Source organism: Agromyces sp. GXS1127, from assembly GCF_050565425.1.
In the GTDB taxonomy this organism is placed as follows: domain Bacteria; phylum Actinomycetota; class Actinomycetes; order Actinomycetales; family Microbacteriaceae; genus Agromyces.
In genome coordinates, this window is the sequence record NZ_JBOCIG010000003.1 from 528,022 (window position 1) to 544,495 (window position 16,474).

Here is a 16,474-nt window from a genome sequence, read left to right on the forward strand (position 1 = left end):
CGGGCTCATGCTCCGCAACGACGTCCAGGACATGCGCGACATGGCCGAGGGCGACATCCGCTTCTCACAGCAGTTCGGAATGGTGGTCTAACCGATGCGAGTGCCCCTCAGCTGGCTCGCCGAGTACGTCGATCTCCCGCCGGGCACGTCCCTCGAGGATGTGCATGCCGCGCTCGTGCGCGTCGGGCTCGAGGAGGAGGACGTGCACACGTTCGACCTCCAGGGTCCGATCGTCGTCGGCGAGGTCCTCGAGTTCGTCGAGGAGCCGCAGTCCAACGGCAAGACCATCCGCTGGTGCCAGGTGCGCGTGGCGCCCGACGGCGAGCAGGCCGCCGACGGCGGCGACGCCGTGCACGGCATCGTGTGCGGCGCCCGCAACTTCTTCGTCGGCGACAAGGTCGTGGTGACCCTCCCGGGCTCGGTGCTGCCCGGGCCGTTCCCGATCGCGGCGCGCAAGACCTACGGCCACGTCTCCGACGGCATGATCGCCTCGGCGAAGGAGCTCGGCCTCGGCGAGGACCACGACGGCATCCTGCGCCTGTCGACGCTCGGCATCGACGCGCCCGCCGGCACCGACGCGATCGCGCTGCTCGGCCTCGACGACGCGGCGGTCGAGATCAACGTCACGCCCGACCGCGGCTACGCCTTCTCGATCCGCGGCGTCGCTCGCGAGTACGCCCACGCGACGGGTGCGGTGTACCGCGACCCGGCCGCGCAGGTCGCAGCGGCGGATGCCTCGTCCGAGGCGTTCCCCGTCGCGGTCCGGGACGAGGCGCCGATCCGGGGCCGCGTCGGCGCGAGCGTGTTCGCGACGCGCATCGTGCGCGGGATCGACCCGACCCGGCCGACGCCGGCGTGGATGATCGCGCGGCTGAAGCTCGCCGGCATCCGCTCGCTCTCGCTGCCGGTCGACATCACGAACTACGTCATGCTCGAGCTCGGCCAGCCGATCCACGGCTACGACCTCGATGCGCTGCAGGGCGGCATCGTCGTCCGCCGCGCGGCGGCGGGGGAGACCCTCGAGACGCTCGACGGCAAGGTGCGCACGCTCCACGCGGAGGACCTGCTCATCACCGACGACCGCGGCCCCATCGGACTCGCGGGCGTCATGGGCGGCGCGACGACCGAGATCGGCGACGCCACCACGAACGTGCTCATCGAGGCCGCGAACTTCGATCCCGTCTCGATCGCGCGCACCGCGCGCCGCCACAAGCTGCCGAGCGAGGCGTCCAAGCGCTTCGAGCGCGGGGTCGACCCATCGGTCGCCGGTGCGGCCGCGTCGCGCGTCGCACAGCTCCTCGTCGACCTCGCCGGCGGCACGGCCGACGCGAACGGCTCGCTCTTCCACGAGGCGCCCGCGCGCGAGGCGATCCACCTCGCGGACCGCTTCGTCACGGGGCTCATCGGCGTCGAGTACACGGCCGACGAGGTGCACGACGCGCTCGCCGAGATCGGCGGTGCGGTGACCCGTGTCGAGGGGGGCTTCGACGTCGTCCCGCCGTCGTGGCGCCCCGACCTGACCGCGAACGTCGACCTCGCGGAGGAGGTGGCGCGCCTGCTCGGCTACGACCGCATCCCGTCGGTCCTGCCCGTCGCCCCGCCCGGGCGTGGGCTCACGCGCTCGCAGCGCGTACGACGAGGCGTGGCCGACGCGCTCGCCGCCGCCGGCGCGACCGAGGTGCTCGCCTTCCCGTTCGTCAGCGAGGCCGAGAACGCCGTGTACGGCTCGGCCGACGGCTCGCCCGTGGCGAGCGTGAAGCTCGCGAACGCGCTCGACGCCACCGTGCCGTACCTGCGCCGGTCGCTCATCCCGGGCCTCATCGGGGTTGCGCGCCGCAATCTCTCGCGCGGCTTCACCGACCTCGATGTGTACGAGCTCGGCCTGGTGTTCCTGCCAGAGACGGGGCGTGCGTACGGCTCGGCCGAGCTGCCGATCGGCTGGGAGCGCCCGTCCGACGACACGCTCGCCGAGCTGAACGACGGCATTCCCGCGCAGCCGCGTCACGTCGGCGTGCTGCTCACGGGCGACGTGCAGGCGAAGCAGCCGGGCCGAGCCGCCGAGGCGGCCGGCATCGCCGACGCGCTCGACGCCGTCCGCCGGATCGCGCACGCGGCCGGCGCCGAGGTCGAGTTCGCGCAGGGGTCGCACCAGGCGATGCACCCGGGCCGGACCGCCGAGGTCCGCGTCGCCGGGGAGCTGGTCGGGTACGCGGGCGAACTGCACCCGAAGCTCACCGCTGAGGCCGACCTGCCCCGCGTCGTCGCGGTCGCCGAGGTCGACCTCGACGCGATCATCGTGCTGGCGGGCGACGCCGTGCAGGCCGAGCCCATCGGCACGCTGCCGGCCGCGACGCAGGACCTCTCGCTCGTGGTCGCCGCCGGCGTCCCGGCCGCGGCCGTCGCAGCCGCCGTGCGCGAGGGGGCCGGCGAGCTGCTCGAGCACCTGGCGCTCGTCGACGACTACCGCGGCCGCGGCGTGCCGGAGGGCTCCAAGAGCCTGACGTTCGCGCTGCGGTTCCGCGCTGCCGACCGCACGCTGACGGCGGCCGAGGCGAGCGACGCGAAGCTCGCCGGCGCGGCGCTCGCGGGGGAGCGCTTCGGCGCGGCCATCCGCGAGTAGCCGCCGCGGGACGACGGGGACGCCCCGGCGAGACATCGGATCGGATGCCTCGCCGGGGCGTCGCTCGCGTCGGGGCAGGTCGACGCCGTGACCGGAGCGGCCGAGGCACGGTCTCGGCCCAGGCGACATCAGGATCTCAAGTGAATGTGCGTTCTCATTCGCAAAGCGTGCTGCCCCACGCAGACGCAGTGCTGGCGCGCACCTGCCGCGATCAAGTACATTGCGATTCACGTGCGCGACGGTGCGCACGGGCCCGGGCGCCTCGCCCGATACGACTGGAGGATCCCCATGGCCGACTCGGCCCCCACCGCGGTCGCGGGACCGACCGCCCCGACCACCGACGCCGCCACGACCGCCGTTCCCACCACCCGCTGGACCGCCCTCGTCGGAACGCTGCTCTACCTGCTCGAGCTCGTATTCCTGTTCGGGCTCTGGTCGGCACCGCCCGCCGGGCTCTCCGCGGGCGACCTCGTCGACTTCTGGGGCTCGAACGCCGGCATGCACGCGTTCGCGGCGGCCGGCGTGAGCGTCGCCGTCCTCGGTCGCATCGTCTTCGCGGCGGCCGTCCGCGACGCGCTGCGCGCTGCGCCGGGCGTGCGCGTGATCGCCGACATCGGCCTCGCGCTCGCCGTCGCGAGCGTCGCGATCGAGATCACGCTGATGACCGTCGGCTCCGGCGTGGGCGTGGTCGGCGCCGCCGACGAGAACGCCGCGGTGCTCGCCGCAGGGATCGTCGGGCTCGGGCAGGCGGGCACGGGCGTTCCGATCGCCATGGGCGCATCCGGCATCCTGCTCTCGGTCGCCATGCTGCGCACCCGCCTGGTGCCGGCGTGGATCTCCGTGGTCGGCCTGCTCGGCGGCATCGCCTTCGCCGCGCTGCTCGTCGCCCCGCTCCCCGGCCTCACGGCCATCGCGACCCCGATCGCGCTGCTGGCGCTCGTGCTCGTCGTGGTCTGGATGCTCGCGACCTCGATCGTCTTCGCCCGCCGCGCGGCGCTCTGACGACCGCCTGCGACTCCGGCGCCCCCGGTCCTCCGCTCGGAGGCCCGGGGCGCCGCGCCGTGATCCGCCCGGGCGGCGTCGCGCCGGCGGGCGTACGCTGGCCCCATGGCGGAAGCGAAGACGATCCCCACTGGCGCCTCGGTCTCGGAGTTCCTCGACGCGGTCGAGCCCGCGGGCCGTCGGGAGGACGGATTCGTCCTCCGCGAGCTGTTCGATCGCGTGACCGACACCGACGCCGTCATGTGGGGGCCCTCCATCGTCGGCTACGGACTGCACCACTACCGCTACGACTCGGGTCACGAGGGCGACACCGCGGTCGTCGGCTTCTCGCCGCGCAAGGCCTCGATCTCGCTGTACGGCCTGCAGACGCCGGGCGCAGACGAGCTCATCGACCGCCTGGGCAGGGTCAAGGTGGGGGTCGGATGCCTCTGGGTCGGCCGACTTTCGACCATCGACCTCGGCGTGCTCGAGGCGCTCGTGGACCGCGCCTGGGTGCGCACGCGCGGCGAGGACGTCTGATCCGTCGCGCGCGTCACCGTCGCGTCGGGCGCGTCATCGTTTTGCATCCGGCGCCGCGGCGGGGCTAGGGTCGCTGCATGTCCACCGCCCGGCCCGCCGAGACCGCACGCGTCGTGCGTGCCGTCGTGCTGCGCGGCCGACGTCGGGGCGAGCGCCGAATCCAGGCGACTCCCGCGGCGGCCTGAGCCTGCCGCCTTGGGCGTCGCCGGAGCCGTCACCCCGATCGTTCAGCCCAATAAGGTGGATTCCATGACGTTTACCGTCGCCGTCTCCGGCGCGTCCGGCTATGCGGGCGGGGAGCTGCTTCGCCTCCTCGCCGATCATCCCGAGTTCGACGTGCGGACCGTGACCGCGCACTCGAACGCCGGCCAGCCGCTCACCGCGGTCCAGCCGCACCTCCGCAGCTACACGCACCTCACGCTCAAGGAGACGTCGGCCGAGACCCTCGCCGGTCACGACGTCGTCTTCCTCGCGCTGCCGCACGGCGCGTCCGGTGCGATCGCCGCCGAGCTGCCCGCCGACACGCTCGTGATCGACTGCGGCGCGGACCACCGGCTCGAGGACGCCGGGGACTGGGCGGCGTTCTACGGCGGCGACTTCCACGGCGCATGGGAGTACGGCGTGCCGGAACTCCCGCGCATGTCGGGCACGCAGCGCACCCGGCTCGCCCGCACGCGGCGCATCGCCGCACCGGGATGCAACGCGTCGACGGTCGCGCTCTCGCTCGCGCCCGGCATCCGCGCGGGCGTCATCGAGGACGCCGACCTCGTCTCCGTGCTCGCGGTCGGGCCCTCCGGTGCCGGGAGAGCGCTGAAGGCGCACCTCCTCGGCTCCGAGATCCTCGGCTCCGCGAACCCGTATGCCGTGGGCGGCACGCATCGCCACATCCCCGAGATCCAGCAGGCGCTGCGCTGGGCGGGCGCCGCCGCGCCGACCATCTCGTTCACCCCGGTGATCGTGCCGATGTCGCGCGGCATCCTCGCGACCTCCACTGCTCGCGTCGTCCCCGGTACCAGTCCGGCGGCCGTCCGCGCGGCATGGGAGGACGCCTACGCCGGCGAGCCCTTCGTCCAGGTCCTCCCGAAGGGGCAGTTCCCGCGCACGGCCGACGTGCTCGGGGCGAACACCGCGCTCATCGGCCTCGCGGTCGACGAGGCCGCGGGCCGCGTCGTCGTGGTCACCGCCGTCGACAACCTCGTGAAGGGCACCGCCGGTGCCGCCATCCAGTCCGCCAACATCGCCCTCAGCCTCGCCGAGGCGACCGGACTGCCCGTGAACGGAGTCGCACCGTGAGCGTCACCGCACCCCTGGGATTCGACGCCGCCGGCATCGCGGCCGGCATCAAGCGCTCCGGCGCGCTCGACCTCGCCGTCGTCGTCAACCGCGGCCCGTCCCTGGCGGCCGCGGCGGTGTTCACCTCGAATCGCGCGAAGGCGAACCCGATCCTGTGGTCGCAGCAGGTGATCCAGGACGGCACGGTCGCGGCGATCGTGCTGAACTCGGGCGGGGCGAACTGCTTCACCGGCCCCGAGGGCTTCCAGGTCACGCATCGGACGGCGGAGGCCGCGGCATCCGCCCTCGGCGTCTCGGCGGGCGACGTGCTCGTGTGCTCGACCGGACTCATCGGCGACCAGCTCGACGGCGAGGTGCTCGAGGAGGGAGTGCTCTCGGCGGCGAACCGCCTCGCGGGCGACGAGGCCGCGGGCGCCGACGCAGCGCGCGCGATCATGACGACCGACTCGAAGCCGAAGACCGTCGAGGTCGTCGTCGACGGATGGCGCATCGGCGGCATGGCGAAGGGGGCGGGCATGCTCGCCCCGGGACTCGCCACCATGCTCGTGGTGCTCACGACGGACGCGCTCGTCGATGCCGCCGGGCTCGACTCCGCGCTCCGGCGGGCCACGCGCGTCACGTTCGACCGGCTCGACTCCGACGGCTGCATGTCGACCAACGACCAGGTCACGCTCCTCGCGTCGGGCGCGTCCGGCGTCGAGCCCGACCCGAAGACCTTCGCGGAGGCGCTCACGACCGCCTGCCGCGACCTCGCCCTGCAGCTGCAGGGCGACGCCGAGGGCGCCGGCCACGACATCGCGATCGAGGTGCGCGGCGCCGCCACCGAGGAGGACGCGGTCGAGGTCGGCCGCGCCGTCGCCCGGAACAACCTCTTCAAGGCGGCCATCTTCGGCAACGATCCCAACTGGGGCCGCGTGCTCGCGGCGATCGGCACCACGGCCGCGCCCTTCGACCCCTACCTGGTGGACGTCACGATGAACGGCGTCCGCGTGTGCCACGCGGGACGACCGGATCGGCCGCGCGAGGACGTGGACCTCACGGCGCGCGCGACCCACGTGCTCATCGAGCTGCACGCGGGCGAGGCATCCGCCACGATCTGGACCAACGACCTCACGCACGACTACGTGCACGAGAACAGCGCGTACTCGAGCTGAGCATGAACGAGGAGCAGATGACCGCCGACGCGATCGCGTCCAGCACCGCCCCCGCCGCCGCCCGCACCGCCGCCGAGAGCGACGCGCGCGCCGATGCGGCGGCCGCGGCGCGCAAGGCCGAGACCCTCATCGAGGCGCTGCCGTGGCTGAAGCGCTTCCACGGCGAGACGATCGTCGTGAAGTTCGGCGGCAACGCGATGGTGAGCCCGGAGCTCCAGCGCGCCTTCGCCGAGGACATGGTCTACCTCAGGTACGCCGGCATCCGCCCCGTCGTCGTGCACGGCGGCGGCCCGCAGATCTCCTCGATGCTCGACCGCCTGGGCATCGCGAGCGAGTTCCGCGGCGGGTACCGCGTGACGACGCCCGAGACGATGGACGTGGTCCGGATGGTGCTCTCGGGGCAGGTGAACCGCGAGCTCGTGAGCCTGATCAACGAGCACGGCCCGCTCGCAGCCGGCCTGTCCGGCGAGGACGCGGGGCTCTTCCGCGGACGTCGCCGCGGTGCGGTCGTCGACGGCGTCGAGGTCGACCTCGGGCTCGTCGGCGACGTCGTCGAGGTCGACCCGGAGGCCGTGCTGGCCCAGGTCGACGCCGGTCGCATCCCCGTCGTCTCCTCGATCGCGCCAGACCTCGACCAGCCCGGGCAGTCGCTGAACGTGAACGCCGACTCGGCCGCCGCATCGCTCGCCGTCGCGCTCGGCGCTGCGAAGCTCGTCATCCTGACCGACGTCGCGGGCCTCTACCGCGACTGGCCGAACCGCGACTCGCTCGTCTCCGAGATCGACGTCCCCGAGCTCGAGGCGCTGCTGCCGTCGCTCGAGTCGGGCATGATCCCGAAGATGACGGCGTGCCTCGAGGCCGTCGCCGGCGGCGTGCCGAAGGCCGCGATCATCGACGGCAGGGTGCCGCACTCGATCCTGCTGGAGATCTTCACCCGGCAGGGCATCGGCACCGAGGTGGTGCCGGCCGGCGGCGCGGCGACGTCCGAGACCACGGATGCCGCGGGGGCCGCCTCGTGACCGCCACGGACGACTGGCGCGAGCACTACTCGCGCCGCATGATGAAGACGCTCGGCGCCCCGCTCGCCAAGCTCGTCCGTGGCGAGGGCGCCTGGGTCGAGGACGACGCGGGAAACCGGTACCTCGACTTCCTCGCGGGCATCGCCGTGAACTCGCTCGGTCACGCGCACCCGGTGTTCGTCGAGACCGTGTCCCGGCAGGCGGCCACCCTGGCGCACGTGTCGAACTACTTCGCCACCGACCCGGCGCTGGCGCTCGCCGACCGGCTCACCCGGCTGTCCGGCGCCGGCGAGGCCGGCCGCGTGTGGTTCGGCAACTCCGGCGCCGAGGCGAACGAGGCGGCGTTCAAGCTCGCGCGCCTGAACAACTCCGGCGGCGCGCGCACCCGGGTGCTCGCGCTCGTCGACGCCTTCCACGGCCGCACCATGGGCTCGCTCGCCCTCACCGGCAAGCCCGCGATGCGGGACGCGTTCGAGCCGCTGCCCGGCGGCGTCCGGCACGTCCCGTCGACGATCGACGCGCTCGAGGCCGAGGTCGACGAGTCCGTCGCGGCACTGATCCTCGAGCCCATCAAGGGCGAGGCGGGCGTGCTCGAACTCCCCGAGGGCTACCTCGAGGCGGCACGCGACCTCACCCGGCGGCACGGCGCGCTCCTCATCATCGACGAGGTGCAGACGGGCGCCGGTCGGACGGGCGAGTGGTTCGCGTTCCAGCACGCCGGCATCCTCCCCGACGCGATCACGGTCGCGAAGGGCATCGGCGGCGGCATCCCGATCGGCGGGCTCATCACCTTCGGGCAGACATCCGACCTCTTCTCCCGCGGCCAGCACGGGTCGACCTACGGCGGCAACCCGCTCTCGACCGCGGTCGCCGACGCCGTGCTCGCCGAGATCGAGCGCGCCGGGCTCGTCGAGAACGCCGCGCGCCGCGGAGCGGAGCTGCGGGGGCGGGTGCTCGGTCTCGGCTCGCCGCTCGTCGCCGGCATGCGCGGGCGCGGGCTGCTCGCCGGTGTCGCGCTCACCGAGCCCGTCGCGACCGAGGTCTCCGCCGCGGCGATGCGGGCGGGGCTCATCGTGAACGCCGCCAACGACTCGACCATCCGCATCGCCCCGCCGCTCACGATCGGCGACGGGGAGCTCGACGAGTTCGCCGACCGCTTCGGCCGCGCACTCGACGACGTCGCTGCGAGCCGCTGAGCCGCATCCACCGCACCTCGTCCACCGAGACCGACCAGACCCTCCAGACCATCCCGCCCGCCCCGCGCAGAACGGAGCATCCATGACCCGCCACTTCCTCCGCGACGACGACATCACGCCGGCCGAGCAGGCCGAGATCCTCGACCTCGCCGTCCGACTCAAGGCCGACCGCTGGGCCGAGACGCCGCTCGCCGGCCCGCAGACCGTCGCCGTGATCTTCGACAAGTCCTCGACGCGCACCCGCGTGTCGTTCGCCGTCGGCATCGCCGACCTCGGCGGCTCGCCGCTGATCATCTCCACAGCGAACAGCCAGCTGGGCGGCAAGGAGACGCCGTCCGACACGGCGCGCGTGCTCGAGCGGATGGTCTCGGCCATCGTGTGGCGCACCTACGCGCAGTCCGGCCTCGACGAGATGGCCGCGGGGACCACGGTCCCCGTCGTCAACGCGCTCTCCGACGACTTCCACCCGTGCCAGCTGCTCGCCGACCTGCTCACGATCCGCGAGCACAAGGGCGAGCTCGCCGGCCTCACGGTCGCCTTCCTCGGCGACGGCGCCTCCAACATGGCGCAGTCCTACGTGCTCGCGGGCGCCACCGCCGGCATGCACGTGCGGGTCGCCTCGCCGGAGGAGTTCGCGCCCGCGGCATCCGTCGTCGCCGATGCCGACCGCATCGCCGCGTCGACCGGGGGATCGGTCGCCCTCTACACGGACGCGGCCGAGGCCGCTGCCGGCGCCGACGTGATCGTCACCGACACCTGGGTCTCCATGGGCAAGGAGGACGAGAAGGCGCACCGCGTCGCGACCTTCGGCGCCTACACCGTCGACGCCGAGCTAATGTCGCTCGCGAAGCCCGACGCCGTCTTCCTGCACTGCCTGCCGGCCGACCGCGGCTACGAGGTCAGCGCCGACGTCATCGACGGGCCGCAGTCGATCATCTGGGACGAGGCGGAGAACCGGTTGCACGCGCAGAAGGCCCTGCTCGTGTGGCTTCTCGCCGGGAAGGACGCGTGAGCATGACCGAGCAGCACGGCACCAACGAGGGCTCCCTCTGGGGCGCCCGGTTCGCGGGCGGACCGTCTCCTGAGCTGCAGCGCCTCTCGAAGTCGACGCAGTTCGACTGGCAGCTCGCCCCGTACGACCTCGCGGGATCCCGCGCGCACGCGCGCGCGCTCGCCGCGGCAGGGTACCTCGAGGCGGACGAGCTCGAGCGCATGCTCGCGGGCCTCGACGCGCTCGAGCAGCGCATCGCCGAAGGCGAGCTCGTGGCCGCCGAGTCCGACGAGGACGTGCACGGCGCGCTCGAGGCGGCGCTCATCGTGGAGATCGGCCCCGATCTCGGCGGCAAGCTCAGGGCGGGCCGCAGCCGCAACGACCAGATCGCCACCCTCGTGCGGCTCTGCCTCAAGGACCATGCCGCCACGATCGGGCGCGACCTCGTGCACCTCATCGACGCCCTCGCCGCGCAGGCCGACGCGCATCGCACGGCGATCATGCCCGGGCGCACGCACCTGCAGCACGCGCAACCGGTGCTGCTCGCCCACCACCTGCTCGCACACGGCTGGGCGCTCTCGCGCGACCTCGAGCGTCTCGTCGACTGGATGAAGCGCGTCGACGTGTCGCCCTACGGCGGCGGCGCGCTCGCGGGCTCGACGCTCGGGCTCGACGCGGCATCCGTCGCCGACGACCTCGGGCTCGCGCACCCGGCCGAGAACTCGATCGACGGCACCGCGAGCCGCGACGTCGTGGCCGAGTTCGCGTTCGTCGCCGCGATGATCGGCATCAACCTGTCGCGCATCTCCGAGGAGATCATCCTCTGGAACACGCGCGAGTTCGGCTTCGTCACGCTCGACGACGCCTACTCGACGGGGTCGTCGATCATGCCGCAGAAGAAGAACCCCGACATCGCCGAGCTCGCGCGCGGCAAGTCCGGCCGGCTCATCGGCAACCTCACCGGGCTGCTCGCGACGCTCAAGGCGCTCCCGCTCGCGTACAACCGCGACCTGCAGGAGGACAAGGAGCCCGTCTTCGACTCGGTCGAGACGCTCGAGGTGCTGCTGCCGGCGTTCACCGGCATGGTGGCGACGCTGACGTTCCACACCGAGCGGATGGCGGAGCTCGCGCCGGCCGGGTTCTCGCTGGCGACCGATGTCGCGGAGTGGCTCGTGAAGCGGCGCGTGGCGTTCCGCGACGCGCACGAGATCACGGGAGCCCTCGTCCGGTACGCGGAGGAGCGAGGGCTCGAGCTGCACGAGGTCGACGACGCCGCGCTCGCGGACGTCTCCCCGCACCTCACGCCGGAGGTGCGCGAGGTGCTCACCGTCGAGGGGTCCGTCGCGAGCCGCGACGGCCTCGGCGGCACCGCGCCGGCCCGCGTCGACGGCCAGTTCGCGGCGCTCGCCGACCGGGTGCGGCACCTCGTGTCGTTCCTGCCCGGCGGGGACGACTGAGCGACGATCAGGCCATGGGCCAGGGCGAGCGGATGCCGCGGCCGGCGCCGCACGACGATCGCGCCGAGCGCGGCGAGGTCGTGCGCGGCGAGGTCGTGCGCCCCGACCGCGACTGGTTCCGTCGCGACCCGGTGGAGCTCGCGCCCATGCTGCTCGGGGCGGTGCTCGCGTACGAGGCGGAGGACGGCCGGGTCGCCGTCCGCCTCTCGGAGGTCGAGGCGTACCGCGGCGTGGGGGTCGACCCCGGATCGCACGCGTTCCGCGGCCGGACGGCCAGGAACGCGGTGATGTTCGGCGACGGGGGTCATCTCTACGCGTACTTCACGTACGGGATGCACGTGTGCATCAACATCGTGGCCGGCGTGGAGGGCACGTCCGCCGGCGTCCTGCTCCGCGGCGGGACCGTGGTCGACGGACTCGAGCTGGCGCGCGCCCGGCGCGGGCGGTCCACGGACCGCGATCTCGCACGTGGGCCGGCACGCCTCGCGCAGGCGCTCGGCGTGCCGCTCGCCGCGAACGGATCCGACCTGCTCGCCGCGCCGTTCTCGCTCGAGGTCCCGGTCGCGCCGCTCGCCCACGCCGCCGGTCCGCGCACGGGCATCAGCGGCGCCGGCGGTGCGGCGGCCTACCCGTGGCGGTTCTGGTTGCCGGGGGATGCCGGGGTCTCGATGTACCGGAGGCATCCGAAGTCGCACTGAGCCCGGCGCGATGCCGAAGCGACCCGACGCGGGCGGGTTCGGGCGGGCGTCGGCGCCCGGTCGTCTCAGCGGATGGAGAGGTGCACCGCGAGCGCCGCGGCGCACGCCCAGATGAGGCTCGCGAACGTGCCGATGATGAACCGCTCGCGGGCCTCGGGCGCCTCGAGCTCGGTGAAGCGACCGACGCCCTTCACGGCCACGACGATCGCGAGCCCTTCCGGGAAGCCCGCGATGATGGTGCCGGCGGCGGCGAGTCGCTCGAGCACGCCGATCGTCAGGCCGCCTCGGAGGACCTCGCGCCGGGCCGGCGCAACGCCCGCCGCCATCGCCTCGTCGGAGCGGACCGCGACCAGGATGCCGCCGTGCGCGCCGGGCGGCGTGCTCGAGCCCATCGCCATCTGCAGCGCGGTCGCCGCGGCCGGGCTTCCGCCGAACACGGCGATCACCATGCCGAGGAGTCCGACGAGCGGCGCGGCGACCATGGGCACGTCGTCGGGCACGGTCGAGGCGGCCACGATCGCGAGCGCCAACGCACCGGCCGCGGGCCACAGGTGGATGGGTCGGGGTCGCAGGTACGCCAGGACCGAGAGCACCGCGGAAGCGCCCAACGCGACGACGATCACCGCCCATCCGACGGCCGACATCGCACCGACGACGTTCACGGGTCCTCCGCTCTCCGGGTTCGGGCCGGGTCCGGGTCCGGGCGGGGCCCGGGGGGTCGGGTCGAGCATAGCGACGGCGGGTCGTGCCGTCAGGGGCGGCGCGCCCCGCGTCGCTCAGCGGCGGGCGGCGTCGCGGTCGAGTGACGCGATCAGCCGGACGACCGCGGGTCGTGCGTCGTCGTCGGCGGACCACATCGCGGTCCGCAGGCGCTGGCTGACGGCCGCATCCGAGATGCCGAGGACCTCGGCGGCGTGCTTCTGCGTGCGACCGGTCTCCACGAGGTCGACCGCCTCCCAGCCCTGGGGGGTGCGCCGGTCGCGGAGGAGGAGCAGCAGCCGGACCACCGCCTCCACCTCGGCGGCGGGCAGCACGCCGGCGTCGGGGTGCTCCGCCCGCAGTGCGAAGCGCGCCTCGGCGCGCTTCGCGGCCTCGACGGCCTCCCGCGCAGCGAAGAAGGCGCCGCCGGTCGCCTTGCGCACGGCGTCGGGCAGCGGCTCCCGCACGTCGCCGATTCCGAGGCCGATGCTCCAGTGCCCGTCGCGGGCCAGGTGGAGCACGAGGTCGGTCGCCGCCTCGGCGTCACCGGTGAGCGCCTGGAGCTCATCGCCGGCCGTCTGGTCGACGGGGAGGCGCAGGTGATCGCCGAAGCGCCGCTGCAGTTCCTCCTGCATCGCCGCGGAGCGATCGACATCGGTCCGGCTGCCCACCTGGTCAGCGGTGACGACGAACATGAGGCCTCCTGTCACGAATCCGCAGTCGTCAATGTCACGACCTTGATCATCGTGAATGAAGGATACAGCCTTCACTGCGTTTGATCAAGGATCACGCCTTCAGCTGGCGGAACGCAGGCCGCTGCTAGCCTTGCTGTCGTGTCCGACCCCGCCATCCTCGCCACGCAGCAGAACGACGCCTCGTTCGACGACGTCTGGGAGGAGCTCCGCTGGCGCGGGCTCGTCCACGTCTCGACCGACGAGGCCGCGCTCAAGGAACTCCTCGCCGGCGAGCCGATCACCTACTACTGCGGGTTCGATCCGACCGCACCGAGCCTGCACCTCGGCAACCTGGTGCAGATCCTCACGCTCCGCCGCATCCAGCTCGCCGGCCACAAGCCGCTCGGCCTCGTCGGCGGATCGACCGGTCTCATCGGCGACCCGCGCCCCACGGCCGAGCGCACGCTGAACACGAAGGAGACCGTCGCCGAGTGGGTGGGCCGCCTCGACGCCCAGGTCCGGCGCTTCCTCTCCGCGGAGGGCGAGAACGCCGTCCGCATGGTGAACAACCTCGATTGGACCGCCGGCCTCTCCGCGATCGACTTCCTCCGAGACATCGGCAAGCACTACCGCGTCGGCACGATGCTGAAGAAGGACGCCGTCGCCTCGCGACTCAGCTCCGACGCCGGGATCAGCTACACCGAGTTCAGCTACCAGATCCTGCAGGGCTTCGACTACCTCGAGCTGTACCGCCAGTACGACTGCGTGCTGCAGACCGGCGGCAGCGACCAGTGGGGCAACCTCACGAGCGGCACCGACCTCATCCACCGCGTCGAGGGCGTGCACGTGCACGCGATCGGCACGCCGCTCATCACCAACTCCGACGGCACGAAGTTCGGCAAGAGCGAGGGCAACGCGATCTGGCTCGACGCCGACATGTGCAGCCCGTACCGCTTCTACCAGTTCTGGCTCAACACCGACGACGCCGACGTGATCAGCCGGCTCAAGGTCTTCACGTTCCTGAGCCGCGCGCGCATCGAGGAGCTCGCCGAGAAGGTGGCGAGCGAGCCGTTCCGCCGCGAGGCGCAGCGCGTGCTGGCGCACGAGGTCACCACGCTCGTCCACGGCGCGGAGGCCACGGCCGCCGTCGTCGCCGCCTCGCAGGCGCTCTTCGGCCAGGGCGAGCTCGCCGGGCTCGACCCGGCCACGCTCGACGCCGCGCTCCGCGAGCTGCCGCACACCGAGACGACCGCGGATGCCACGGTGGTGCAGCTGCTCGTCGACACCGGCCTCGTGGCCAGCCTCAGCGAAGGCCGCCGTGCGATCGCCCAGGGCGGCGTCTCGGTCGACAACGTCCGGATCGAGGACGAGGCCGCCGTGATCGGCGACCGCGCCGCCGGCGGCGGCATGGCCGTGCTCCGGCGCGGCAAGAAGACGCTCGCGGGCGTGTTCGTCCGATAGGTCGGCGATGACGCGCGAGGCGGCTGATCGGCTCCTTGCACGAGTATGGGCGGAGCTCGGCCGCGACGCTGACGAGCTCGAAGCGCTCGCGCCGCTGCCCGAGGTGCCGCTGCCGGCCCGTCTCGACGTGTCGTCGCTCGCCGCGGCATCCGTCGCCGCTGCGACCCTGGCCGGGTGGGCGGATGTCGCGGGGCCCGCCTCGCTCCGACTCGACGGACCTCGGATCGCGACCGCGTTCCAGAGCGAGCGCGTCGCGCGGTTCGACGGCGAGGCCCCGTCGGTGTGGTCTCCGCTCTCGGGGTTCCGCCGCGCACGGGACGGGTGGGTGCGCACGCACGGCAACTACCCGCATCACGCCGCCGCGCTGCGGCGCGTCCTCGGCATCGACGACCGGGCCGATGCCGCGGCGATCGACGCGGCGGTCGCGCGCCGGGGCGCCGCGGAGCTCGCCGAGTCGGTGACCAGCGCCGGCGGCATGTGCGTGGCGGTCGCCGCGGAGGACCCGGCCGTGGACGAGGAGGTGCGGCGCCACCCGCTCATCGAGGTCTCGCAGCTCGACCGTGCGGAACCGTCGGGTTCGTGGCCGGCCGATCCCGCGCGGCCGCTCGCAGGCATCCGAGTCCTCGATCTCACCCGGGTCATCGCCGGTCCGGTCGCGACCCGCACGCTCGCCCTGCTCGGCGCGGACGTGCTGCGGGTCGACCCGCCGACGCCCGCGGAGCTCGAGTGGCAGCACCTCGACGGCGGCGCGGGCAAACGGTCGGCCCTGCTCGACGTGCGAAGCGTCGCCGGCGCGGCGGCGTTGGAGACCCTCTTGGACGAGGCCGACGCCGTCGTGCTCGGCTACCGTCCCGCCGCATTGCGGCGGCTCTGGCTCGCTCCGGACGCCCTGGCGGCGCGCCATCCGGGTCTCGTCATCGGGCAGCTCTCCGCGTGGGGCTTCGACGATGCAGCGGGGGAGCGGGGCGGCTTCGACAGCCTCGTCCAGGCGTCATCGGGGATCGCGCTCGTCGAGGGCGGTCAGGATGCCCCGGGGGCGCTGCCCGCGCAGGCGCTCGACCATGCCACCGGCTACCTGCTGGCCGCCGCCGTCATGACCCTGCTGCGTCGCCGGGCGACCGTCGGCGGCACCTGGGCCGCGCGCCTGTCGCTTCGCCGCACGGCGGCGGAACTGCTGGGCCTCCCGCGACGGGCCGAACACGGTCCTCCGGGGCTGGATGACGCCGCACGCGATGCGCACGCCGTCACGCTGGTGGGACGGGCGGGGGAACAACGCACGGCGGCGCCCGCGATCGCCTCGCCGACCGGGCCCGTGGAGTGGCCGGAAGCGCCGCATCGATGGGGCTCCGACCGGCCGTCCTGGGCGGTATGAGGCGCGACACGCCCGGGATGCGAGGCCGAGTTGCGGAGGCTCTCGGAACTTCGTAAAGTATTCATTCGTTGCCCCACAGGAGCGAGTGAAGCGAGAAGCTTCGCCTCCTCAAGCGGCACGATCCCGAACCCCGATCCTCAAGCAGGTTCCCGGGTTCGAAGCATCCGAATCGGTCCCACCGGATCGCCGGATGAATGACGAACATCGCTTCGGTTGATCGGTCCCCACGGGTGACCGTGAGCCGGGTGCGTCCGTTCCTTGAGAACTCAACAGCGTGCACTATGTTCAATGCCAATTTTTTGAACCCCGTGTTCTCCTG

General features: G+C 73.2%; 14 protein-coding genes. 12 read left to right on the top strand and 2 right to left on the bottom strand.

Translation table 11 applies throughout. The annotated features are described in order from the left end of the window. Positions 1–94 precede the first annotated feature (94 nt). The 10 genes from pheT (at position 95) to ACQ393_RS07985 (ending at position 11,949) form a co-directional block, all read left to right on the top strand. Positions 95–2,620, top strand: coding sequence for a phenylalanine--tRNA ligase subunit beta (pheT, locus tag ACQ393_RS07940; protein ID WP_430646283.1), 2,526 nt, complete (start codon positions 95–97; stop codon positions 2,618–2,620). Between the two features lie 288 nt (positions 2,621–2,908). Beyond that, positions 2,909–3,622 (top strand): hypothetical protein, encoded by a 714-nt coding sequence (locus ACQ393_RS07945; protein ID WP_430646284.1) that lies wholly within the window; start codon positions 2,909–2,911, stop codon positions 3,620–3,622. Positions 3,623–3,727: 105 nt separating this feature from the next. Beyond that, on the top strand, positions 3,728–4,141 hold the full coding sequence (locus ACQ393_RS07950; RefSeq protein ID WP_430646285.1) for a DUF1801 domain-containing protein: 414 nt from the start codon (positions 3,728–3,730) through the stop codon (positions 4,139–4,141). Positions 4,142–4,390: 249 nt separating this feature from the next. Then, on the top strand, positions 4,391–5,434 hold the full coding sequence (gene argC, locus ACQ393_RS07955; RefSeq protein ID WP_430646286.1) for an N-acetyl-gamma-glutamyl-phosphate reductase: 1,044 nt from the start codon (positions 4,391–4,393) through the stop codon (positions 5,432–5,434). Continuing rightward, positions 5,431–6,588 carry a bifunctional glutamate N-acetyltransferase/amino-acid acetyltransferase ArgJ gene (argJ, locus tag ACQ393_RS07960; protein ID WP_430646287.1) on the top strand — a complete coding sequence of 386 codons (1,158 nt, stop codon included), beginning with the start codon at positions 5,431–5,433 and terminating at the stop codon, positions 6,586–6,588. Before argC ends, argJ begins: the two co-directional genes overlap by 4 nt. A 17-nt stretch (positions 6,589–6,605) precedes the next feature. Further along, positions 6,606–7,607 (top strand): acetylglutamate kinase, encoded by a 1,002-nt coding sequence (gene argB, locus ACQ393_RS07965; RefSeq protein WP_430646288.1) that lies wholly within the window; start codon positions 6,606–6,608, stop codon positions 7,605–7,607. Further along, positions 7,604–8,803, top strand: coding sequence for an acetylornithine transaminase (locus ACQ393_RS07970; protein ID WP_430646289.1), 1,200 nt, complete (start codon positions 7,604–7,606; stop codon positions 8,801–8,803). Before argB ends, ACQ393_RS07970 begins: the two co-directional genes overlap by 4 nt. A gap of 82 nt (positions 8,804–8,885) precedes the next feature. Beyond that, on the top strand, positions 8,886–9,815 hold the full coding sequence (argF, locus tag ACQ393_RS07975; RefSeq protein WP_430646290.1) for an ornithine carbamoyltransferase: 930 nt from the start codon (positions 8,886–8,888) through the stop codon (positions 9,813–9,815). A gap of 2 nt (positions 9,816–9,817) precedes the next feature. After that, the gene (gene argH, locus ACQ393_RS07980; protein WP_430646291.1) at positions 9,818–11,251 is read left to right on the top strand and encodes an argininosuccinate lyase; all 1,434 of its coding nucleotides are present in this window, start codon (positions 9,818–9,820) and stop codon (positions 11,249–11,251) included. Between the two features lie 146 nt (positions 11,252–11,397). Beyond that, on the top strand, positions 11,398–11,949 hold the full coding sequence (locus ACQ393_RS07985) for a DNA-3-methyladenine glycosylase (protein WP_430646311.1): 552 nt from the start codon (positions 11,398–11,400) through the stop codon (positions 11,947–11,949). 65 nt (positions 11,950–12,014) lie between these two features. On the opposite strand, the gene ACQ393_RS07990 is transcribed toward ACQ393_RS07985, so the two are convergent. Then, positions 12,015–12,611 (bottom strand): hypothetical protein, encoded by a 597-nt coding sequence (locus tag ACQ393_RS07990; protein ID WP_430646292.1) that lies wholly within the window; start codon positions 12,609–12,611, stop codon positions 12,015–12,017. Positions 12,612–12,725: 114 nt separating this feature from the next. Beyond that, a complete protein-coding gene (locus ACQ393_RS07995; RefSeq protein ID WP_430646293.1) occupies positions 12,726–13,343 on the bottom strand; it encodes a DNA-binding protein in 618 nt (205 codons plus the stop codon). A gap of 138 nt (positions 13,344–13,481) precedes the next feature. On the opposite strand from ACQ393_RS07995, the gene tyrS reads away from it, so the two are divergent. Together tyrS and ACQ393_RS08005 are read left to right on the top strand one after the other, a co-directional pair. Then, positions 13,482–14,783, top strand: a complete 1,302-nt coding sequence (gene tyrS, locus ACQ393_RS08000) for a tyrosine--tRNA ligase (protein ID WP_430646294.1) — start codon at positions 13,482–13,484, stop codon at positions 14,781–14,783. Between the two features lie 7 nt (positions 14,784–14,790). Next, positions 14,791–16,155: a CoA transferase gene (locus ACQ393_RS08005; protein WP_430646295.1), complete on the top strand. Its 1,365-nt coding sequence runs from the start codon at positions 14,791–14,793 to the stop codon at positions 16,153–16,155. The last annotated feature ends 319 nt before the right edge of the window (positions 16,156–16,474 follow it).

Excerpts from the sequence above, each read along its gene's own strand:
- ACQ393_RS07950 (WP_430646285.1), top strand. The coding sequence starts at position 3,728 with ATGGCGGAAGCGAAGACGATCCCCACTGGCGCCTCGGTCTCGGAGTTC.
- pheT (WP_430646283.1), top strand. The coding sequence starts at position 95 with ATGCGAGTGCCCCTCAGCTGGCTCGCCGAGTACGTCGATCTCCCGCCG.
- ACQ393_RS07995 (WP_430646293.1), bottom strand. The coding sequence starts at position 13,343 with ATGTTCGTCGTCACCGCTGACCAGGTGGGCAGCCGGACCGATGTCGAT.
- argH (WP_430646291.1), top strand. The coding sequence starts at position 9,818 with ATGACCGAGCAGCACGGCACCAACGAGGGCTCCCTCTGGGGCGCCCGG.
- argB (WP_430646288.1), top strand. The coding sequence starts at position 6,606 with ATGACCGCCGACGCGATCGCGTCCAGCACCGCCCCCGCCGCCGCCCGC.
- ACQ393_RS08005 (WP_430646295.1), top strand. The coding sequence starts at position 14,791 with ATGACGCGCGAGGCGGCTGATCGGCTCCTTGCACGAGTATGGGCGGAG.
- argC (WP_430646286.1), top strand. The coding sequence starts at position 4,391 with ATGACGTTTACCGTCGCCGTCTCCGGCGCGTCCGGCTATGCGGGCGGG.
- ACQ393_RS07985 (WP_430646311.1), top strand. The coding sequence starts at position 11,398 with ATGCTGCTCGGGGCGGTGCTCGCGTACGAGGCGGAGGACGGCCGGGTC.
- argF (WP_430646290.1), top strand. The coding sequence starts at position 8,886 with ATGACCCGCCACTTCCTCCGCGACGACGACATCACGCCGGCCGAGCAG.
- ACQ393_RS07945 (WP_430646284.1), top strand. The coding sequence starts at position 2,909 with ATGGCCGACTCGGCCCCCACCGCGGTCGCGGGACCGACCGCCCCGACC.